Origin of the sequence: Rickettsia honei RB (genome assembly GCF_000263055.1) — a bacterium.
Classification (GTDB): Bacteria; Pseudomonadota; Alphaproteobacteria; order Rickettsiales; family Rickettsiaceae; genus Rickettsia; species Rickettsia rickettsii.
Genome location: NZ_AJTT01000001.1, coordinates 202,898 through 223,071, shown reverse-complemented (window position 1 = coordinate 223,071; position 20,174 = coordinate 202,898). Strand labels below are relative to the sequence as shown.

The window sequence follows — 20,174 nt, the reverse complement described above, 5'->3', positions numbered from 1 at the left end:
TTCTATTATTACCACGTGAAGCTCCAATATTACCTTAAATACAGCTATAGAATTGTACTCAGCAATAGTTAAGGATTTTGATATAAAAAATAATTATTTAAGAACTATTGAAGAAATAAAAAATTCAAAATTAGCTTCAGAATTTGCTAATTTAGCAATTAAGAAGATAAAAGAGGTAAAAACCCCAAAAAAGCTATTGGAATGTGTATTAAAAAATACAGTTACGAAGAACTTAAAAATCATGAGTTATTTAAAGATTATGAGATTAGTGAATATAATGCTTTAATTAATAAAAATTCTAAAGTAGAAATATTTTTTGAATACAAACCTAGCTCCAATTCTTCTAACCCTATCACTAAGATTATCAATAAATTTATCGCTAAGGAAAATATTTTTCGTTTAGCCGTAGTAGAAAAGAATATTGCATTAATGGAAGAAGTAGCTAAAGATATACTTAAATCAGCACCTATAGTTTTAAATTTACTTAAAACTCAAGGAGAATGGTATCAAAAATATCTAAATTTTATTGCAGAAATTTTATTATTTGTAAAACCTGAATTTCAACCTGATATTATTAAACAATTAGCAAATATAGAAGATTTTGCTATTCTAGGCTCTTTTTCTGAAATATTGCTTGCTACCAAAAAATATGATGAAATAATAACATTACTTGCACCACGACCAGCGAATCTAGTAAACAACGAGCAAAAACAGGAAAGTAAATTCATCTATTTTTGCCGTTATAATCTATCAGTAGCCTATAATAATACAGGAAAATTATCATTAGACGAAGAGCAATTATTACGCATTTTAAAGGATCGACCAAACGATAGCGCTTCAATCTATAGCTTATTTAATATTTATTTACTTAACGAAAGGGCAACAGCAACAAAAAATTTAATCAAAAATGCTCCTACAGATATCAAAATTTTGACAGCAATGAGTTTTAATTTAGCTGAAATTGCTGAAGCTAAATTAAATCTAATTAACCAAGACAATTTATCTAAAGATAGTCAAGAACAGTTTCGATGTTTTCAATATATTGCCAAATACAATCAATATTCTGCTGCTGAGAAAATTATGAATGAAGAAAACCTAAAGGATGAGTGAATCGAAATTAGCAACTCTATTAGTGGTGTTATATTACTAATCTACAACAGCCTTATATACCAAACAATATGAATTAGCTAAACAATTTATACAAAAAATACCTAAAAATAAAATAACTCCATATCTCAGTAATATCTTCCAGGCAATAGAATTTTTATTAAATCCTGAAGAATATATTAACCAAATTCATATCGAAGCCCTTGTTAGCAACCTTAATTTTGTACAAGCACAAGCTATAGAAAAAATTAATAAGATTATCACTTAGTTTAATCGCAATTAATAAATACAACTTAGCGTTAAAGAAAGTTGAGGAAATTTTACAATATGATAATAAAAATCAGGAAGCCATTGAGATTAGATAAGAATCAATGTGATAAATTTATAAATGCCTTAAAGAAAGATATAATATATAGACAACAGGGGGATAACGGCGTTAAATTTATCGGTAAAAAAGTAGTTGACATTAAAATTGATGGTGACCAGCTTTTATTCACAAATATTATTACATTCAAACGAACAAGGTGAATTACTGATACATTTTGATCATCAAGGAAATCATAATGATGTAATAAAATTCGCCGGCGAACATCATCTAGAATTTCATCAAGATTCACTATAACTTTAATAAAATTATTAATTTTTACTCAAAAGGTTGGCGTAGGTTAATAGCGGCAGATACGGTACCCTCGTCTAAATAATCAAGTTCACCTCCGATAGGTATACCGCTAGCAAGACGAGAAATTTTAGCAGGATGCTCTTTTAAATATTCTGTAATAAAATAAGCAGTAGTCTGACCTTCTAAAGTAGAATTAGTAGCAATAATAACTTCTTTAATATTTTCTGCAAAACATCTTGTAAGTAGTGCAGGTAACCGAAGTATGCTAGGGTTTTGTCTACTAGCTGCCGATAAATTATGACCGAGTACATGATATAAACCTTTAAAATTACCGCTACGCTCCATTGCCCATAATTCAGCCACAGTTTCGACAATAGCAATAATTGATTTATCTCTATATTCAGAAGAACAAATACGACAAATATTTTTCGTATCCATATTACCGCAAATCTCGCATTTTACTATTTTCTTATCTATCTCTACAAGATTATTAATCAGGCTTTTTAACCTTACGTCTTTATCTTGCAATAGGTAAAGCGCTATACGCCTTGCCGATCTAATACCAAGACCGGGTAATTTTGAAAAAAGATAAATTAGCTGATCTATATCATTATCATTTGTTTCATTCATAAATATACTCGTTTAATTTGAAAAATGACGTCGTATTATAAGAACTGCGGTACTCACCTATTAAGTGTATATGCTCCGCTCCTCGCCTTATATACTCCTTGCTCTTTTCCAAATTAAACTTCGTCTATTACTTAGTATTACTTAGGAGTATATTTAAGACTTAATAACGACGGTTCCGGCTATTTTATCATGTAATGCTTGTTTTTTAGAAGAAAAAAGTATGAAAAAAATACCGATAGGAAAAGTCATATACCCTAAAAATCTTTTAATTAACTGCTTTAAGGTCGGACGATTTAATGTTACGGCATCTACGATTTTCATACGTAAAAACATTTTACTAAGCGTTGCACCTTTATAATACCAAAGCGTTATGAAATATGAGCCTATTACTAATATATTAGTAGCAAAAATTGAAATATTAAACAAAATATATTTATTAAAATTTCCTGCTTTAAGATATTCATAAAATTCCTGACTCATAACCGAGTTAAACATTTCATTGGGATTATGAAGATTAATGTTATTGCTAAGGAAATAATCATTAAAGAACAACCATAATAAATTAAAAGAACAAAATTGTGATATTGGGATTGCTATAAAGGCAAATATTGATAAATCAAGTGCCGTAGAAAAAATTCGTGCTATAAAATCAGGATAAATAATTTGCTTTTTCATTGCCAGTTACTTTATTTTGGTGTTAGATAGTAAGGGTTATGGCAATCTCAGGATTTTGGCATGAGATTGCTTCGTCAAAACTTACAGTTTTTCCTCGCAATGACGATTAATACCCCTAATCAAAATTCAATATATTACATTCATGAATCAATTTGAAGCATATAGTTTATTATTTGTTGATAGTTTTGTCTCAAATCTTGTTATAGGTTTTCAGAATGAATTAATATTTCATTCTATGAAAATGTTCGGAGGCTATAATAGTTTAATAATGCTGTTAGTAGCTATTTGTGCTTCTCTTAGCGGTAATGCAATCAATTATATTTTTGGAAAAATAGTTTTAAATATCTTTTATGCTTCCAAAAATACACAAAATATTTTAAGACATAAAAATTTAACAAAACTATATTATAAATATGAGATATTTATAATTTTCTTAATGGCATTTTCTTTTTGGGGAAGCTTTGTTTCTTTATTCTCCGGTTTTTTTAAAACAAAATTTCTAAAATTTTTAGGTATTGGTTGTTTGGCAAAAGCATGCTATTATGCCTTAGAATTGTATATATTTTTTAACGCATGAAAAAATTAACCAAAACTCATTCTCATAGACAACAAAAATTAGCAAGCATTATAAATGAAGCATTAATAGAAATTCTAAGGCGTGGCAAAATGCTGGATAGCAGACTTTTTGATTGTCCTCTCACTATTACGAAAGTTATAGTTACTGCTGATCTCAAAATAGCTAATTGTTATTTCTTGCCTTTTAATACTAAACTAACAATAGATGAAATTATGGATGCATTAAATAATTCTAAAAATACTATCAGAAATTTTATTACTAATAAAATAAATATGAAATTCTCGCCTGATATAAGATTTCATTACGATCACGGATTTGATAATGCTATAAAAGTGGCACACTTATTAAAAGATCTCTGAATATAAGCATCTAATAATTCATTAAAAAAATTATTATTAATAAATTGTTTTAATATTTAGGTTATTGTATCATGCCATATTTTAATCAGTAATGTTATAACTTAAATATGGCATAACAAAATAGATAACTTAAAAGAAATAAAAGGATTAACAGGTGTACGCGGGTATACTGCATTATGGGTATTCTTCTTAACACGCCACATATAATTTGGCCAGGTAACTCAATTGGAATGAATATAGCAAGACTTGGCAGTCTTGGGGTTGTAATATTTTTTGTGTTATCCGGCTTTATTTTATGTTATGTATATAATACTAGATTTTATACGCATACCGTTAGTTATAAAAGTTTTTTATTTGCACGTATTGCCAGAGTTTATCCCTTATATTTATTTATGCTTTTATAATGTGTTCCTTATTCAAACATGGGGGTTCACGTATTTAGTATCTTGGAATCAACCTTCATGTGCAATAAGTACAGCAATGTTTGCATATTAATTATTTCCTTTTTTAATATCATTGATGCAAAGATTATCAATAATTAAGTTATTGATAATCTTGTTATTTATATCTTATGGGATAGTTTCTGCTCCTTATGCTTTTCAATGGCTGCAGACCCATATTAGTAACGAAAGAGTACAATTTGCTTACGGTAAAAACTTAATAATGTTTTCAGGTGTATTTATTTTTGGTTGTATAACATTTTTTATTACAAAATATATAAAATCTTTGAAACTTAATTATATTATTTATGATATTATTACATTCGTAGGAATTGCTGTTTTTGCTTATATTTTTATTATAATTAATGCAGAAACACTTTGGTGGCTTGCAGTTGGCTCATCCTTAATAATTATTGGAACATCTAATGATTCAGGATTAAGTAAACTTATTTTCGGTAATCCAATAACATATTTTCTAGATCAAATTTCATATGCTTTATACCTTTCTGCTTTAACTACAGAATTTTTTGTAGCATATTACTGGATTTATCCAACTCCTTTATGGCTTAAATTTGCTACTTCGGTTACAATAGCTACTATTTTGCATTATATAATTGAATTACCAGCTCGCCAGTTCATTCGTCAATTAAAAGTGAATAGATAGGTGCAGGGGATAAACGCAATCATTGAAAACAATAATTATCCGTTATACTAAAAACGCTTAAAAATTAAGCTTTAGTACAACAGCCCCCTAGCATAAATGGACTAAAGGCTATAATAAATGTTTTGCAATGATGGAGTTTAAACATCATTTACAAAACGATAAATATCATAATAATTAAAATAATCAAGATATTTTAGTTATTTTTTAAATTTTAAGTATAACTCAAATAAAAATAAATCCTTATTTTTATTAAATAACTTTAAAAGATTATTTTTTTATATTATAAATATAAGAATAATCTTTTAATAAAAATAAATAGAAAATGTCTCCTCAAATAATAGAGTTATTAATTTTTGCCGTTATTGCCTTTTACATTATCAACAAATTAATTACGACTCTCGGTTCTACTTCAGAAGAGGAACAGACAAAGCAAAAATCTTATTTTGGCGAACCGGTTATTAAGGACGTAACTTACAGTATAGTTAAATCTAATAAAGAAGAAAAAAATATTCCAACAGCCCAAGATATTAAAGCTTTTAAAGATATAATAGTAGAACATAATATAACTGCGGTCGTAGATGGAATGGAACAAGTCCATAAACGCCTTTACTCCTTTGATCCGGTTAAATTCATAAATAATGCTAAAACTGCTTTTCAAATGATTATAGAAGCTGCTTATAAAAAAGATGCTAAAGAATTATCTGAGCTGATAGATAAAAGATACTTAGAAGAATTTGAAAAAATAACACCGTCCTATGGTGATTTTTTTGACTCATCGGCTTTAAGTGCAAAATATTCAGAAATTTACATGTTCGGTAATAACATATTTATTAAATTACTATTTCAAGGTAAAAATGTAGTTGACAAAATCGAAGATTTAAAAGAAGAATGGACATTTACACGTAATGCTAATACCAAAGAAGTTGATTGGTTTTTAAGCAATATTGAGAGAGTGTAGCAATTATATTTTATGACCTGAATGTCATTTCCGCGGAAGAGGGAATGACATCAAAAGACTATAAAACTAAATAACAAACTATTAGTAATGAGTAAAATTTTCTATATTATAGGCACTATATTAATAATAAGTGTCGGTATTTTTATGTTTCAAACGATAACGGATAACAATCAAATAATCCCCAGAAAAGTTTTATTCGGTAACCCTGATAAAGCAAGCGTTTCTCTAACCCACGACGGCAAATATATTCTATATGTTGCACCGAAAGACGGTGTATTAAACATTTGGCTAGCACCCTCAGATGATATTAGTAAAGCAGAAGCCATAACCCATGACACAGGACGCGGTATTTGGTCTTATGCTAAAGCTTATAATAATAAAAATATTTTATATACCCAAGATTTTAACGGTGATGAAAATGACCGAATTTATAGCTATAACATAGAGACAAAAGAGACAAAATTACTTACTCCTGCAAAAGGAGTTAAAGCCAAAATAGCCGGAGCAAGTCATAAGAAGCCAAATGAGATATTAATATACTTAAATGAGCGTAATCCTGAATATTTTGATATTTACAAATTAAATCTAGATACTCTAGAAAAAGAACTGATTTATAAAAATGATAGATTTACTGATTATGTAACTGATGAAAATTTAAATTTAAGATTCGGTAGCTTACTAGATAAAGACGGAGCTGTTGAATATTATGAATTAAAAGACGGAGAACCAAAGTTATTTACTAAGATATCAATGGAAGATTCTTTTAACACTTCCATACTTGGTTTTGATGCTAGCGGTGAAACTTTATATATGCTAGAGGGACGTAATCGTAATACCTCCGCACTTAAAGCTATAACACTAGCTACAGGTAGTGAAGAAATATTAGCCGAAGATGCAAAAGCCGATATCGGCTTATTTACAGTTCATCCCACAAAGCAAACTCCGCAAGCAGTATCTATAGATTATGATAGAGTCTCATATAAAATATTAGATAAAGATATTGAAGATGATATTAAATATTTGCAATCTATTGATCGCGGTGATTTAATTATTAATAGTAGGACGCTAGACGATAAAACTTGGATCGTTGCTTATATGGCTGATAATGCACCGGTGAAATATTATAAATATGATAGGGCAAATAAAAAAGCTGAGTTTTTATTTACTAATCGCAAAGAACTTGAGCAATATAATCTTGCTAAGATGATACCGATAATTATCAAGTCACGTGACGGGCTTGATTTAGTTAGCTATATCACTTTTCCAAATGATGTAAAGCTCGATAAAAATAATATACCCGATAAAAAAGTACCTCTAATTTTAAATGTCCACGGCGGTCCGTGGGTACGTGATAGCTGGGGATACAATCCTGAGCATCAGTGGCTTGCAAATCGTGGTTACGCAGTTTTAAGTATAAATTACCGTGGTTCTACCGGTTTTGGGAAAGATTTCTTAAACGCCGGTAATTTAGAATATGCCGGTAAAATGCACACCGATTTAATTGATGGTGTTAACTGGGCTATTAAGAATAATATAGTTGATTCTGACAAAGTTTGTATTATGGGTGGAAGCTATGGAGGTTATGCAACGCTTGTAGGTCTTACCATGACGCCTGACGTATTTGCTTGCGGTGTTGACGTTGTCGGTATGTCTAATTTATTAACTCATGTGCAATCTAAAGCTCCTTATATGACACCATTGTTAAGTATATATAAAACACGTATAGGACCTTGGGATACTGAAGAAGAAAAAGAATTTTTAAGACAAAGATCACCGATTAATTTTGTTGATAATATCAAAAAGCCTTTATTTATAGCACAAGGTGTTCACGATGTGAGAGTCGTGCAGGCAGAATCAGAACAGATTGTAAACAGCATGCAAGCAAAGCATATACCGGTAGTTTATGCACTTTACAAAGATGAAGGTCATGGATTTGCAAAAGCCGGTAATAGAATCTCATATTACGCTCTTGCCGAGCAGTTTTTAGCTAAGGTTTTAAAAGGAAGAGCGGAACATATAGGAGATGACTTAAAGAATGCCAATCTCATTCTGAATGATAAAGAAAAAATTAGCGGTACAGAGGCAGAAAAGATTATAGATACGGCAGTTGGGAATTAAGAAGAAACTGTCATACCATGACTCGGTGTCATCCCGTGGCTTGTCCATGGGATCTAGTTAAAAATACTAATAATTTTAGTATTTTTTATTGTTTTTTAGATTCCTGCTTTCGCAGGAAAATGACACAGAAGAGCGACAATGACATTAAGTAAGTTTGAGTACTATCATGTACTTACAAATACTGAAAATTCTTACGGCTTAATTGCAAAACTTTTTAACTGGATCATGAGCATTATAGTTATAGTAATGCTCGTTGTCGGTGTCTTAATGGATAATTTCTTAGAACTTCCTTTAAAATGGTAATTATACGGGATACATGAAGCAACCGGTATAGTTGTTTTATCTTTAGTAATAATAAGGCTTTTATGGAAATTCTATAATGTTAATGTTTTGCTACCGGAAGATATGCCGAATTGGCAAAAAAAGCCGCTAATATTAATATAAATTTGCTATAGCTTTTAATGTTATTAATGCCGATAAAAGCGGCTTTCTAATAACTATTTTATCAAACCATCATATTGATTTTTATGGTTTGTTTACTATAAATTCTTTTGCTCCAGATTCACAATTTGCCAAAATCTTTAAAAAATCTATAAAAAGGCTGCTTATTTACTGCTTTAATTATTTTGATATACTAGCTGCATTATATCATCACTTTATTAGGAAAGATAACGTATTAAAGAGGATATTGAATGAGTAACCTCATTATAAACTTATTGACATATAATAAATTGTGTTTTATATACAAAGTAAGATCAGATAACTTACTATATTAGTATTATGAGTAAAAGTGCCAGAGTAGTAATCTCATCGAAAGGACAGGTAGTTATACCTAAATATATAAGAAATAAACTTGGTTTACATTCAGGCTCTGAGTTAATAATTAACTACAAAAAAATGAAACATTAGAATTGCTTCCTATAAAAAAAGATATCTATAGCTTTTTTGGTAAAGGTAAACATAAAGCTAAAAACGGTCCGGTGGATGTAGATGAAGCTATTAGTATTGCAGTTATCGAAAATGATAGGAATTGACACTAATATCTTAACTCGTACTTTTCTTGAAGATGATGAAATACAAGGTAAAGCAGACTTTGCCGATTATATGATTATTGCAGAATGAGAAGTCAATAGTGCTAATAAAAGTTTATCACTTTTGATAAAAACATAGTAAGAGAAGTTAAAAATGCATCTTATCCATAAAAATTAATAGCAATTTAAATAAATTATTTAAAATGAATATTCATGAATATCAAGCAAAAGAGATTTTAAGAAAATACGGCGTACCTACTTCCACCGGGCTAGTTGTTACGAAAACCGAAAAGATTAATGAAACCATAGATAAATTAAATACGGAAGTATATGTAGTTAAAGCACAAATACATGCCGGCGGTAGAGGTAAAGCAGGCGGTGTTAAGGTTGTTAAGAGTAAAGAAGAAGCCAAAAAAGTTGCTCATGACATGTTTGGTATTAATTTAGTAACGCATCAAACAGGACCTCAAGGACAAAAAGTAAACCGTCTTTATATCGAATCAGGTTGTGATATTTTAAAAGAATATTATTTTAGTATAGTATTTGATAGATCGGCTAGCTGTATTACTTTTATAGCTTCTACAGAAGGAGGAGTTGATATTGAAGAAGTAGCAGAAAAAACTCCGGAAAAAATTATTAAATTTTCCGTTGATCCTGCAACCGGTTTACAAGATTTTCATATGCGAGGCATAGCTTATGAGTTAGGCTTTAAGGATAACCAAGCTAAACAGATGAAAGAAATAGTAAAATCAGTCTATAATGCTTTTATTGAAACCGATGCAGCACAAATTGAAATCAACCCATTAATTGTAAATAGCGACGGGAACTTATTAGCTTTAGATGCAAAAATTACTTTTGACGATAACGGCTTATTTCGGCATCCGAATATTACGGCAATGCGTGATCATGATGAAGAAGATCCTCTAGAAACTAGAGCAGCAAATGCAGGACTTAGCTATGTAAAAATGGACGGTAATATCGGTTGTATGGTTAACGGTGCCGGTCTTGCCATGGCCACTATGGATATTATTAAACTTTACGGTGCTTCGCCTGCTAATTTCTTGGATGTCGGTGGTGGAGCTGATCGTGAGCGTGTAAAAGAAGCTTTAAAAATAATTTTATCTGATAAAGAAGTACAAGGGATTCTAGTTAATATTTTCGGCGGTATCATGCGTTGTGATATTATAGCAGAAGGGATTATTGCCGCTGCAAAAGACATAGGTATAAAAGTACCGTTAGTAGTTCGTTTAGCCGGTACAAACGTTGAAAAAGGCGAAGAAATTTTATCAAATTCCGGTTTAGAAATAATACCGGCACATGATTTAGCAGATGCGGCAAATAAAATAGTTGAAGCGGTACGGTAGATAACCGTCATGAGCTATACAGGCATTGACCTTGTTGTATAGCTCGAAAAACCAGTTCAGTGTCATACCGTGGCTTGACCACAGTATCCATAAAAAAATTAAAAAAGGACTGGATTACGCGATCAAGTCGCGGGATGACATCAAAGTAAAATAAAAACAATAAACATTATTTAACATGGCAATATTAATAAATAAAAAAACACAAGTTATCTGTCAGGGTTTTACTGGTTTACAAGGAACTTTTCACTCTGAACAAGCGATAGCGTACGGCACTAACATGGTTGGCGGTGTTACACCCGGCAAAGGCAGTCATACTCACCTTGATTTACCTGTATATAATACCGTACATGAAGCAAAAGCAAAAACCGGTGCAAATGCAAGCGTTATATATGTTCCGCCCGGCTTTGCCGCTGATTCGATATTAGAAGCAATCGATGCCGAAATTGAAGTAGTAGTATGTATAACGGAAGGAATTCCGGTGCTTGATATGGTGAAAGTAAAACGTGCTTTAGTCGGTTCTAAAACTAGATTAATCGGTCCTAACTGCCCTGGAGTTATCACACCGGGTGAATGTAAAATCGGTATTATGCCTGGGCATATTCATAAAAGAGGAACAATAGGTATTGTTTCAAGATCAGGTACTCTAACTTATGAAGCAGTAGCACAGACAACAGCAGTAGGGCTTGGACAATCTACGTGTGTCGGTATAGGCGGCGATCCTGTTAACGGCACTAATTTTGTTGATTGTATTGAGATGTTTTTGAAAGATGATGAAACAAAAGCAATTATTATGATCGGTGAAATTGGCGGTAATGCAGAAGAAGATGCAGCTGAGTTTATCAAGCAGTCAAAAATCAAGAAACCTATAGTAAGCTTTATTGCAGGTATTACAGCACCTCCAGGTAAAAGAATGGGACATGCCGGAGCTATTATTGTCGGAAGAACAGGAAGTGCCGAAGATAAGCTTGAAGCTCTACAAAGTGCCGGCGTAACTATCACTAGATCCCCTGCCGATATCGGTAAAACTATGTTAGATTTACTAAATAAAGGCTAAAGTTATTCAAGAGCAATTGCTGTCATTCCTACTAGGCCTTGTTGCGTGGAGACTGAAGGTCGTTATTGCGAGGAAATTACGTAAGTAATTGACGAAGCAATTTCAGGATGTTTGACAAGATTGCCACGTCGCTTCGCTCCTCGCAATGATGATTTGGTATCCATGCAACAATGCTTTCACGGGAATAACATAAAAAGCATTTACTGGTCTACGCAACAATTCTTAAGAACTCTTAATTATCCCTAATTTCTTTAACTATATTTAGTAATTGTGGGAAATCTATTAACCCAGGTATTAATTTTGAATCGATTATATACGCAGGTACTCCTTGAATTCTAAGACTTCTAGCTATTTTCATATTTTGAGTAATTAAATCTTTAATCTCATTACTATCGGCAATTTCTTCAATTTCCGTAGCATTTAAGCCATTCTCAGTTAATAATTCTTTTATAGATTCCTTAGAAACATCTCTTATGTTTATTAATTCATCATGAACAGCTTTGAATTTACTTGGATTAACCTTATAAACGGCTAAAACTATTCTTGCAAGATATTCGGAAACATCTCCAAGGATAGGAAGCGGTCGTAATACAACTTTAACTTTTGGATCGTTTTGCAATAATTCATTTATAGAAACATCACCTTTTTTACAATAAGAACAATTGTAATCATAAAAAGCAATTATTGTTACATCACCGTCTTTATTTCCTATAACAGGAAAGCTTGTGCTATCTTCAATCCTTAACTTATTATCTTTTATATAGTTATTAACTTTAGTCTCATTTTCCTGTACTTTACGTTTTTGCAACCCTTCTATTGATTCTATTATTATTTCCGGAGTTTTAAGCAAATAATCTTTGATTATTTCTTGTACTCTTTCCTCTTCACATTTTCTTGCATTTTCGCTTTGTTTAACCTCAACGGAAACCGGATTTGTAGAATAAGTTTTCATTATTTTGAAAACAAATAAAACTCCTATTATAACTATAAATATAACCAATATTTTACCTATAATATGCTGCATAAATACCTTTTTTAAAATTTAATATCTTCCTAAAGTCTAAGTAATTCTATATGTCATTCCCGCGAAAGCGGGAATGAAATAAAACGAGCTATGTAACAAAGCCGGCTTGTCATCCGGTGTAGCAAAGTCCATTACTTCTGTCTTATTAATCTGCTCTGATCTCTTTTCCAGTCTTTTTCTTTAATTGACTCTCTTTTATCATGTAACTTCTTACCTTTAGCAATACCAAGTTCAACTTTCACTTTATTTTTTTTATTAAAATACATAGAAAGAGCTACTAGCGTATAGCCTTTTATTCTAATTCTACCGATAATTTTCTTTATCTCTTTAGTATGCAACAATAATTTACGCGGTCTACGAGTAGCATGATTAAATCTATTCGCTTTTTCATATTCTGCAATATAGCAGTTATACAAAAATACCTCATGTCCGGTATCTGCCGCATGACTTTCTTCTATAGAAGCTTTGCCTTGACGCAGAGACCGTACTTCACTACCCTTTAATACAATACCCGCTTCTAATCTTTCTTCAATAAAATAATTAAAAAGGGCTTTCTTATTTTGTGCAATAACTTTCTTATATTCAGTCATATTTTTATAGATAGTGATGTTATGATGTTTTCAATTTGTTTTTTGGCACTATCGCTTGCTTCAGTTAATGGGGGTCTAATTTCATTTTCACATAAACCTAAATAATGTGCAGCATATTTTATCGGAATCGGATTAGATTCTACAAATAATGCTGTATATAAAGGTAGTAATTTCTGATGGATTTCTAATGCTCCTTTAGTATCGTTCTTATTCCATTTTTCTAATAGCTCTTTACATATATTAGGAACAATATTAGAGGCTACAGAAGTCCACCCCACCCCACCTTGAGCGTTAAAAGCTAAGACTACTTCATCATTACCGGTTAAAATATTGAAATCCTTTTTAACTGTTGCTCTGATCCGCAATGGACGTTCTAAATCTACACCACAATCTTTTAATGCTAAAATACGCGGTAGCTTGCTAAGTCTCAATATTGTCTCATCAGAAAAATCTACTCCGCTTCTAGTTGGAGCTGAATATAACATAATAGGTAGATTACACGCTTCATGCAATGCTTCAAAATGCTTATAAATCCCGTATTGGGTAGGTTTGACATAAGATGGTGGACTAGCCATAAAACCATCTACGCCGATTTTTGTAGATTCCGCTGCAAGTGCTCTTGCATAAGTAGTATTATTTGATGAACACCCGCTTATTATAGGAATACACTTATTAACGATTTCTACGCTAGTTTGCAGTAATAATTTATATTCTTCAAAGCTTAAACTACTACTTTCTCCCGTTGAGCCTGCAATTAATACTGCATCGACTTCATGCTTTATTTGATGTTTTACAATTCTCTCTAAAGCATATAAGTCTAACTTATTATCTTTAAAAGGTGTTATAAGTGCGGTAATTAAACCTTTAAATATGTTATGCATGATTTTTTGATTTTAATTGTTTAGCTTATTAAATCGTCATTGCGAGAAGAATTACGTAGTAATTCGACGAAGCAATCTCAAGAGTTTGTTATTATTTCATGAGATTGCCACGCAGTCTACGACTCCTCGCAATGACGTTTCTTCTACTCCCTAACAACACGCCTATACTCTTCTTTCAAACGATCTGCAATTTTATGATCATCAAAAATAATCTTTTTATTGCCAAGATCTATAGAATCAATATTTTGTACCTCAATTGCCGTGCCTGTAACAAAACATCCGGTAAAATCCTCTATTTGCTCTAATTTTAAACGCTCTTCTTTTACTTCTAGACCTAAATCTTTTGCAATTTCAATAATAGTCTGTCTTGTTATACCGTTTAAAAACCTATCGGCAATTGGAGTATATAATATTTTATCTTTAACAAAGAAAATATTTGTTGTAGTGCATTCAGCAATATACCCTTCATAATCAAGTAATAATGCATCATCATAGCCAAGAGCCTTAGCTTCTTTTTTACTCGTTATTGCCATATTATATTGAGCGGCGGATTTAGATTGTACCGGGGTGCTATCAGGCATTGCTTTACGCCAGCGGCTTACATGCAAATTTATACCTTTCTCAAAAGACCTCGGCATAGATGGAATACCGGCAATCAAAAGATTAGTAGATAAATACTGATTAGTGATATTTAGCGACTCGTCTCCGCACCAAATAAGCGGTCTTATATATGCATCCTTAATATTATTTTGTTTTATTACAAGTTCATGAGCTTTTATTATCTCGTCTACATTATAAGGTACTTTCAAACCTAATGCTTCTGCTGATTTTATTAATCTTGCCGTATGTTCTTTTAGTTTAAAAACTTTGCCGTTATAAGCTCTCTCACCCTCAAATACCGATCCTGAATAATGCAGGCTATGAGTCAAAACATGAATCCTTGCAAATTGATAAGGAACTAAATCACCGTTAATCCAAACATGCCAAAAAATTTGCTCTAGTTTTATCATTGTCATTAACCTATATTTATATTAAAGTATTGTCAATCGTCATGAGCTATACGGCCGTAGTTCTTATGTCATTCCTGCGAAAGCGGGAATCCTGTAGTATTTAACGTCATCCCGCGACTTGATCGCAGGATCTCAGAACACAGCCTGCGATATAAGATCCCGTGGTCAAGCCACGGGATGACAATAGTGAAATACAATTTTTTTAAATTAAACGAGTATGCATACATACAAAGCACATATTTTAATCGTTGATGATGATAGCAGAATATTAGCACTTTTAAAGCAATTTTTAAATAAAAACGCGTTTTTAGTATCAACGGCAAGCTCAGTCATAGAAGCTAAAAATCTATTAAAAACTTCTAATTATGATTTAATTATTTTAGATGTTATGTTACCTGAAATAACAGGGCTTGATTTTGCTACTACTATAAGGGATGCCGGTAATAATATTCCTATAGTTATGCTTACTGCTTTATCGGAAGCCGATGACCGTGTTAAAGGACTTGAAGCCGGTGCCTCTGATTATATAACTAAACCTTTTGAACCGAGAGAATTATTACTTCGGATAAATAACTTAATCAATAATTATAATAACTTTAAAAAAGAAACGAATATAATTAAATTCGGCAATAATTTTTATAATTCCGATACAAAAGAATTTACCAAGAATAATCAAATTGTATCTCTTAGCTCTACTGAACAAAAATTACTTGAGATATTAATAAAAAATTCCGGTAAATCTACTAGTCGTTTTGAACTGTCAAAAATAATGGGAGGGCTTAGTATGCGTTCTATCGATGTACAAATTACAAGAATAAGAAGCAAAATAGAAGACAACCCAAAAGAGCCGAAATATTTAAAAACTGTGCGTAATGAGGGCTATGCACTTTATATCTAAATTATTACAGCATATTTCAAAGAGCTTCAGACAAGATGAATTTAAAAGCGAGCCTACACAGCGTATAAAAATACGTGAGCACAGACGAATCTTGAAAAATTCGCTTGTATCAAGCTCTTTGAAATATGCTGTACCAAGAACATTATTTGTACGGTTTATGTTTATTATAATCATTCCGATTTTAATAGGACAAATCGTTGCTATATTTTTGTTTTACGATCGTCATTGGTATAATGTTTCATATTATACTAGTACTATTATTATCAATGAAATAGAATCATTGATTAAAGAACATAGAAATAATTCAAGAGAGATAACCCATTTATCGGAAAATTATCTTAATTTATCTTATCAGTTTCAGCTTAATAAAAAGTTATCTATAAAACAGCCTAAATTAGGTGAACCTTTAACTATATTCAAAAATATTTTAGCTACAAAAATCCATGAAAAAAATATAGTTAAACTAAATAAGGAAAATAAAATTGAAGTATTTTTAGAATTAAAAGATGGAGTATTATATATTACTTTTCCTGCAAAGTTACTACTTAATCCTACAGTATATATATTTGTTTTATGGATTATATCTTTAACTGTTATATTACTTTCTGTTTCTATTATTTTCTCCAAAAATCAAATTAAATCAATACTCACTCTTGCGGATAGCATGGATAAATTTGGTCGAGGTGTTTTAAAAGGCAACAATTTCAAACCTTCAGGAGCCTTAGAAATAAGAAAAGCAGGGCTTGCTTTTTTAAAAATGAAAGCTCGTATTGAAAAACAAATTACTAAAAAAACCACTATGCTTGCTATGATTTCTCATGACCTGAGAACTCCTTTAACAAGAATGAAGCTACAACTTGAATTGATGGAAGAAAGCGAAGAAATCGAAGGGTTAAAACAAGATATATTAACTATGCAGCAAATGATAAATTCTTATTTAGATTTTGCTAAAGGTGAAAGTACAGAAGAATTTGAAGACATTTTATTATTACCTTGGATGGAACGTTTTTTTAACAAATGGTCACATGTAAATATTGAATTTATAAAATCTACTAATTTAGATAAATTAGAAGTATGCATTAAGCCGCATTCTTTTGAAAGAGCCTTGTCTAATTTAATCGGTAACGCTATAAAATATGGAACTAAAATTAAGATATCCTCAAAAGATAATTCATCTACCGTAGCTATAATTATTGAGGATAACGGTCCCGGTATAGATGATACAGAAACACACCTTGTCTTTAAACCGTTTTATAGATCGGATCAAGCAAGACAGCTTGATAATGCAAGTAACGTAGGGCTTGGGCTTGCTATTACTAAAGAAATAATAAACGATCATAAAGGCTCTATTTATTTAGAAGATAGCAAGGATTTAGGCGGGCTATCGGTAAGAATCGAAATACCTAAAATATGACTACCGATGTCATTCCCGTGTAGATACCAAATCGTCATTACAAGGATAGGCAAAGCCGAGGGCGTGACAATCTCAGAAATTTTATATTGTTTCATGAGATTGCCACGCTCCTTGCAGTCGCTCGCAATGACGGAAAAATCGATCCATGCAGCAACATCTAAAATATACAATAATGACTAACATAAAACATTTAGCAATAATAATGGATGGTAATGCTCGTTGGGCAGATCAGCATAACTTAACAAAATCTGAAGGGCATAAAGCAGGAGCCGATAAAATTCGTGAATTACTGCCTGAGTTTCTTAACCTTAACATACCTTATATAACTTTATATACTTTCTCTTCCGAAAATTGGCAACGCTCAAGCACGGAAGTAGATTTCTTAATAAAATTATTAAGTATTTATTTAAAAACCGAATTAAATAATTTACATAAAAACGGCGTTAAAATAAAAGTAATAGGTAGGCTGACTTTATTAAGTAGCTCATTGCAAAAACAAATAAATAATGCTATAGAATTAACAAAAAATAATAATAAAATAACGCTTTGTATAGCTTTTAGTTATGGAAGTCGTCAAGAAATAGTTGATGCCTGCACAAAAATTATTACAAGCGGTAAAAAAGCAGTAAGTGAAAGCGATATACAACACGCTTTATATGATCCTGAAATGCCGGATGTAGATTTATTAATAAGACCGGGCGGGGTTTATCGCATCAGTAATTTCTTGCTTTGGCAAGCAGCTTATGCTGAATTATATTTCTCACCCAAATATTGGCCTGATTTTAATAAATATGATATACAGGAAGCTATAAATGATTACTCAAAAAGGAAAAGAACATTTGGTAAAAGATAAACAAAAATCAAACATATATTTAAGAATCCTGTCCGGTATAGTTTTAGTTCCGTTATTTGTCATAGCTATATTATGGTGTAAGCCTTTATTCTATATTCTAATGATATTAGTAGGTACGGGAATGTTAAGTGAATGGTATAATATGACCTACTCTTCTATTCCTGATCTATTAATCGGGCTAATTATTATTCCGATTCCTATAAGCCTATTAATATTTTTAAGTATGGAAGATACCAATAGATGGCTTATTATGCTTTATTTTTGCATAATGTGGTCGGTAGATACTTTCGCTATGATTGGCGGCCAAACTTTTAAAGGAGCAAAACTTGCTCCGAAACTGAGTCCTAAAAAAACCTGGAGCGGTTTAGTGACGGGAGTATTATCAGCAGGTTTAGTTGCGGTATTAGTTAGTTTTATACCAAACTTTCATATTGAAAATTACTATTTTTCAAATAAAATTTATTTGTTTATAATTAGTTGTATATTAGCATTAATAGCTCAATTAAGTGATTTATTTATTTCATATTTTAAGCGAAAATTTAATATTAAAGATAGCGGTCATATAATACCCGGTCATGGAGGAGTGCTAGACAGATTTGATAGTATTATTTTAACCGCTCTGATATTATTTCTTATGAAGATATATTTATGATAATACATTTAAATAATCATTCTAAAAAAATAATTTTAAATATCTTTTTAGCTTTACTGCTTGGATATTTTGTTTTTCATTGCATATATGGTAACAAAGGGATTATTGCATATTTAAAAGTAAATAGGCAGCTTGAAAAAGCTTATGATGAACTAAAAGGCTTACGAGCAGAAAGAGTAGAACTTGAGCATAACGTCAAATTACTTCGAACGGAATCTCTAAATAAAGATATGTTAGAAGAACAAGCAAAGAAAGTTTTAGGAGTAGCTGCTCCAAATGAGCAGGTGTTTAATCACCACTAACAAAACTTTGTTGTCATCCCGCGACTTGATCGCGGGATCCAGTCTTTTTTAATTTTTTTTTGATACCGTGGTCAAGTCACGGTATGACACAGAACGCGTTTTTCGATCCGCACAACAACATTATTGATTCAAAGGAATTAAAAATCATTTATGACTATAAAAATTTATCAAAACGACCTACCTAATAATTTTAAACTTGAAGGAGATCTAGCTATAGATACCGAGACAATGGGACTAAATCTACATAGAGATAAACTATGTTTGCTACAATTTAGTAACGGCAATGGTGAAGCTCATCTTGTTCATTTTACAAATCAAGATTATACAGCCCCTAATGTAAAAGCATTATTACTAGATAAAACTAGATGTAAGATATTTCATTTTGCTAGATTTGATCTAGCATCCATAAAAAAATATTTAAGTATAGATTTAGAAAATATCTTTTGTACTAAAATATCTTCAAAACTAGTTAGAACTTATACCGATAGTCATGGGCTTAAGGATTTGTGCCGAGAATTGCTTAATATAAATATTTCAAAACAACAACAATCTTCCTATTGGGGTGCGGATAATTTATCTTCAGAACAAAAAGAATATGCAGCAAAAGATGTGCTTTATTTGCATCAGTTAAAAGATATTTTACAAAAAATGCTACTTAAAGAAAATAGGTATGAACTTGCCCAAGATATTTTCCGTTTTTTACCGATAAGAGCTAATTTAGACCTTATCGGTTGGAATGAAATCGATATTTTCATGCATTAATTTATTAATACCATTTATTGACTTCAGGTATAAAATCAGACGCACTATTTAATAGTCTATCTGTAATAAATTTCAATTAATAATTGAAGATTTTTGCAAAAATAGCAGTTCCTATTTCAAAAAAATCTTATAATTTACAGCAAAAAAAATTAAATTACCGGTTAAAATTTATTACAGACAGTCTATTAGTAG

At 31.2% G+C, this 20,174-nt stretch carries 23 protein-coding genes and 2 pseudogenes; 19 read left to right on the top strand and 6 right to left on the bottom strand.

Annotation, left to right across the window (positions count from 1 at the left end):
* Nucleotides 1–201 precede the first annotated feature (201 nt).
* Both WSW_RS1000000112665 and WSW_RS1000000112660 read left to right on the top strand, forming a co-directional pair.
* On the top strand, nt 202–1,110 hold the full coding sequence (locus WSW_RS1000000112665) for a hypothetical protein (RefSeq protein WP_016916767.1): 909 nt from the start codon (nt 202–204) through the stop codon (nt 1,108–1,110).
* Between the two features lie 457 nt (nt 1,111–1,567).
* Nucleotides 1,568–1,729 (top strand): hypothetical protein, encoded by a 162-nt coding sequence (locus WSW_RS1000000112660; protein WP_167316236.1) that lies wholly within the window; start codon nt 1,568–1,570, stop codon nt 1,727–1,729.
* Between the two features lie 21 nt (nt 1,730–1,750).
* Here WSW_RS1000000112660 and recR read toward each other — a convergent pair whose 3' ends face one another.
* Both recR and WSW_RS0101285 read right to left on the bottom strand, forming a co-directional pair.
* Nucleotides 1,751–2,356 (bottom strand): recombination mediator RecR, encoded by a 606-nt coding sequence (gene recR, locus WSW_RS0101290; RefSeq protein ID WP_016916766.1) that lies wholly within the window; start codon nt 2,354–2,356, stop codon nt 1,751–1,753.
* Nucleotides 2,357–2,509: 153 nt separating this feature from the next.
* On the bottom strand, nt 2,510–3,031 hold the full coding sequence (locus WSW_RS0101285; protein WP_016916765.1) for an RDD family protein: 522 nt from the start codon (nt 3,029–3,031) through the stop codon (nt 2,510–2,512).
* A 142-nt stretch (nt 3,032–3,173) separates the two neighbouring features.
* Between WSW_RS0101285 and WSW_RS0101280 the strand changes: the two genes are divergently transcribed.
* The 11 genes and pseudogenes from WSW_RS0101280 (at nt 3,174) to sucD (ending at nt 11,596) form a co-directional block, all read left to right on the top strand.
* Entirely contained in the window at nt 3,174–3,608 is a 435-nt protein-coding gene (locus tag WSW_RS0101280; RefSeq protein ID WP_016916764.1) for a YqaA family protein, read from the top strand.
* A complete protein-coding gene (gene rbfA, locus WSW_RS0101275) occupies nt 3,605–3,967 on the top strand; it encodes a 30S ribosome-binding factor RbfA (protein WP_016916763.1) in 363 nt (120 codons plus the stop codon). Before WSW_RS0101280 ends, rbfA begins: the two co-directional genes overlap by 4 nt.
* A gap of 176 nt (nt 3,968–4,143) precedes the next feature.
* Complete coding sequence (locus WSW_RS1000000113785) at nt 4,144–4,371, top strand: acyltransferase family protein (RefSeq protein ID WP_016916762.1); 228 nt, start codon at nt 4,144–4,146, stop codon at nt 4,369–4,371.
* A gap of 151 nt (nt 4,372–4,522) precedes the next feature.
* The gene (locus tag WSW_RS0101265) at nt 4,523–5,071 is read left to right on the top strand and encodes a hypothetical protein (protein WP_016916761.1); all 549 of its coding nucleotides are present in this window, start codon (nt 4,523–4,525) and stop codon (nt 5,069–5,071) included.
* Nucleotides 5,072–5,393: 322 nt separating this feature from the next.
* Nucleotides 5,394–6,029: a Tim44 domain-containing protein gene (locus WSW_RS0101260; protein WP_004995740.1), complete on the top strand. Its 636-nt coding sequence runs from the start codon at nt 5,394–5,396 to the stop codon at nt 6,027–6,029.
* 87 nt (nt 6,030–6,116) lie between these two features.
* Entirely contained in the window at nt 6,117–8,147 is a 2,031-nt protein-coding gene (locus WSW_RS0101255; RefSeq protein ID WP_016916760.1) for a S9 family peptidase, read from the top strand.
* A gap of 138 nt (nt 8,148–8,285) precedes the next feature.
* A complete protein-coding gene (locus tag WSW_RS1000000111880) occupies nt 8,286–8,450 on the top strand; it encodes a hypothetical protein (RefSeq protein WP_016916759.1) in 165 nt (54 codons plus the stop codon).
* 477 nt (nt 8,451–8,927) lie between these two features.
* Nucleotides 8,928–9,181: pseudogene (locus WSW_RS1000000109055) on the top strand (AbrB/MazE/SpoVT family DNA-binding domain-containing protein).
* A pseudogene (locus tag WSW_RS1000000113780) lies at nt 9,168–9,349 on the top strand (hypothetical protein). Before WSW_RS1000000109055 ends, WSW_RS1000000113780 begins: the two co-directional pseudogenes overlap by 14 nt.
* Before the next feature lie 32 nt (nt 9,350–9,381).
* On the top strand, nt 9,382–10,542 hold the full coding sequence (sucC, locus tag WSW_RS0101235; RefSeq protein WP_016916758.1) for an ADP-forming succinate--CoA ligase subunit beta: 1,161 nt from the start codon (nt 9,382–9,384) through the stop codon (nt 10,540–10,542).
* A gap of 175 nt (nt 10,543–10,717) precedes the next feature.
* Nucleotides 10,718–11,596: a succinate--CoA ligase subunit alpha gene (gene sucD / locus WSW_RS0101230; protein WP_016916757.1), complete on the top strand. Its 879-nt coding sequence runs from the start codon at nt 10,718–10,720 to the stop codon at nt 11,594–11,596.
* Nucleotides 11,597–11,828: 232 nt separating this feature from the next.
* Here sucD and WSW_RS0101225 read toward each other — a convergent pair whose 3' ends face one another.
* The 4 genes from WSW_RS0101225 to WSW_RS0101210 all read right to left on the bottom strand — a co-directional run bounded on the left by WSW_RS0101225 (nt 11,829) and on the right by WSW_RS0101210 (nt 15,107).
* Nucleotides 11,829–12,620: a DsbA family protein gene (locus WSW_RS0101225; protein ID WP_016916756.1), complete on the bottom strand. Its 792-nt coding sequence runs from the start codon at nt 12,618–12,620 to the stop codon at nt 11,829–11,831.
* Nucleotides 12,621–12,751: 131 nt separating this feature from the next.
* Nucleotides 12,752–13,210, bottom strand: a complete 459-nt coding sequence (gene smpB, locus WSW_RS0101220) for an SsrA-binding protein SmpB (RefSeq protein ID WP_016916755.1) — start codon at nt 13,208–13,210, stop codon at nt 12,752–12,754.
* Nucleotides 13,207–14,091, bottom strand: coding sequence for a 4-hydroxy-tetrahydrodipicolinate synthase (dapA, locus tag WSW_RS0101215; protein ID WP_016916754.1), 885 nt, complete (start codon nt 14,089–14,091; stop codon nt 13,207–13,209). Before dapA ends, smpB begins: the two co-directional genes overlap by 4 nt.
* A gap of 143 nt (nt 14,092–14,234) precedes the next feature.
* Nucleotides 14,235–15,107 (bottom strand): branched-chain amino acid transaminase, encoded by an 873-nt coding sequence (locus WSW_RS0101210; RefSeq protein WP_016916753.1) that lies wholly within the window; start codon nt 15,105–15,107, stop codon nt 14,235–14,237.
* A 211-nt stretch (nt 15,108–15,318) separates the two neighbouring features.
* Between WSW_RS0101210 and WSW_RS0101205 the strand changes: the two genes are divergently transcribed.
* The 6 genes from WSW_RS0101205 to WSW_RS0101180 all read left to right on the top strand — a co-directional run bounded on the left by WSW_RS0101205 (nt 15,319) and on the right by WSW_RS0101180 (nt 19,982).
* Nucleotides 15,319–15,999 carry a response regulator transcription factor gene (locus WSW_RS0101205; RefSeq protein WP_012150784.1) on the top strand — a complete coding sequence of 227 codons (681 nt, stop codon included), beginning with the start codon at nt 15,319–15,321 and terminating at the stop codon, nt 15,997–15,999.
* Nucleotides 15,983–17,413, top strand: coding sequence for a palindromic element RPE3 domain-containing protein (locus tag WSW_RS0101200; RefSeq protein WP_016916752.1), 1,431 nt, complete (start codon nt 15,983–15,985; stop codon nt 17,411–17,413). The genes WSW_RS0101205 and WSW_RS0101200 overlap by 17 nt, the downstream gene beginning before the upstream one ends.
* 145 nt (nt 17,414–17,558) lie before the next feature.
* A complete protein-coding gene (gene uppS, locus WSW_RS0101195) occupies nt 17,559–18,266 on the top strand; it encodes a polyprenyl diphosphate synthase (RefSeq protein WP_016916751.1) in 708 nt (235 codons plus the stop codon).
* Complete coding sequence (locus WSW_RS0101190) at nt 18,226–18,918, top strand: phosphatidate cytidylyltransferase (protein ID WP_029374931.1); 693 nt, start codon at nt 18,226–18,228, stop codon at nt 18,916–18,918. Before uppS ends, WSW_RS0101190 begins: the two co-directional genes overlap by 41 nt.
* Nucleotides 18,915–19,220 carry an FtsB family cell division protein gene (locus tag WSW_RS0101185; protein ID WP_016916750.1) on the top strand — a complete coding sequence of 102 codons (306 nt, stop codon included), beginning with the start codon at nt 18,915–18,917 and terminating at the stop codon, nt 19,218–19,220. The genes WSW_RS0101190 and WSW_RS0101185 overlap by 4 nt, the downstream gene beginning before the upstream one ends.
* Before the next feature lie 150 nt (nt 19,221–19,370).
* Entirely contained in the window at nt 19,371–19,982 is a 612-nt protein-coding gene (locus WSW_RS0101180) for a ribonuclease D (protein WP_004995765.1), read from the top strand.
* The last annotated feature ends 192 nt before the right edge of the window (nt 19,983–20,174 follow it).

Excerpts from the sequence above, each read along its gene's own strand:
- WSW_RS0101285 (WP_016916765.1), bottom strand. The coding sequence starts at position 3,031 with ATGAAAAAGCAAATTATTTATCCTGATTTTATAGCACGAATTTTTTCT.
- WSW_RS0101190 (WP_029374931.1), top strand. The coding sequence starts at position 18,226 with ATGATTACTCAAAAAGGAAAAGAACATTTGGTAAAAGATAAACAAAAA.
- WSW_RS1000000112665 (WP_016916767.1), top strand. The coding sequence starts at position 202 with ATGTGTATTAAAAAATACAGTTACGAAGAACTTAAAAATCATGAGTTA.
- WSW_RS1000000113785 (WP_016916762.1), top strand. The coding sequence starts at position 4,144 with ATGGGTATTCTTCTTAACACGCCACATATAATTTGGCCAGGTAACTCA.
- WSW_RS1000000111880 (WP_016916759.1), top strand. The coding sequence starts at position 8,286 with ATGACATTAAGTAAGTTTGAGTACTATCATGTACTTACAAATACTGAA.
- recR (WP_016916766.1), bottom strand. The coding sequence starts at position 2,356 with ATGAATGAAACAAATGATAATGATATAGATCAGCTAATTTATCTTTTT.
- WSW_RS0101205 (WP_012150784.1), top strand. The coding sequence starts at position 15,319 with ATGCATACATACAAAGCACATATTTTAATCGTTGATGATGATAGCAGA.
- dapA (WP_016916754.1), bottom strand. The coding sequence starts at position 14,091 with ATGCATAACATATTTAAAGGTTTAATTACCGCACTTATAACACCTTTT.
- WSW_RS0101210 (WP_016916753.1), bottom strand. The coding sequence starts at position 15,107 with ATGACAATGATAAAACTAGAGCAAATTTTTTGGCATGTTTGGATTAAC.
- sucC (WP_016916758.1), top strand. The coding sequence starts at position 9,382 with ATGAATATTCATGAATATCAAGCAAAAGAGATTTTAAGAAAATACGGC.
- WSW_RS0101225 (WP_016916756.1), bottom strand. The coding sequence starts at position 12,620 with ATGCAGCATATTATAGGTAAAATATTGGTTATATTTATAGTTATAATA.
- WSW_RS0101200 (WP_016916752.1), top strand. The coding sequence starts at position 15,983 with ATGCACTTTATATCTAAATTATTACAGCATATTTCAAAGAGCTTCAGA.
- WSW_RS0101255 (WP_016916760.1), top strand. The coding sequence starts at position 6,117 with ATGAGTAAAATTTTCTATATTATAGGCACTATATTAATAATAAGTGTC.
- smpB (WP_016916755.1), bottom strand. The coding sequence starts at position 13,210 with ATGACTGAATATAAGAAAGTTATTGCACAAAATAAGAAAGCCCTTTTT.
- WSW_RS0101180 (WP_004995765.1), top strand. The coding sequence starts at position 19,371 with ATGACTATAAAAATTTATCAAAACGACCTACCTAATAATTTTAAACTT.
- uppS (WP_016916751.1), top strand. The coding sequence starts at position 17,559 with ATGCAGCAACATCTAAAATATACAATAATGACTAACATAAAACATTTA.
- WSW_RS0101280 (WP_016916764.1), top strand. The coding sequence starts at position 3,174 with ATGAATCAATTTGAAGCATATAGTTTATTATTTGTTGATAGTTTTGTC.
- WSW_RS0101260 (WP_004995740.1), top strand. The coding sequence starts at position 5,394 with ATGTCTCCTCAAATAATAGAGTTATTAATTTTTGCCGTTATTGCCTTT.
- WSW_RS0101185 (WP_016916750.1), top strand. The coding sequence starts at position 18,915 with ATGATAATACATTTAAATAATCATTCTAAAAAAATAATTTTAAATATC.
- rbfA (WP_016916763.1), top strand. The coding sequence starts at position 3,605 with ATGAAAAAATTAACCAAAACTCATTCTCATAGACAACAAAAATTAGCA.
- sucD (WP_016916757.1), top strand. The coding sequence starts at position 10,718 with ATGGCAATATTAATAAATAAAAAAACACAAGTTATCTGTCAGGGTTTT.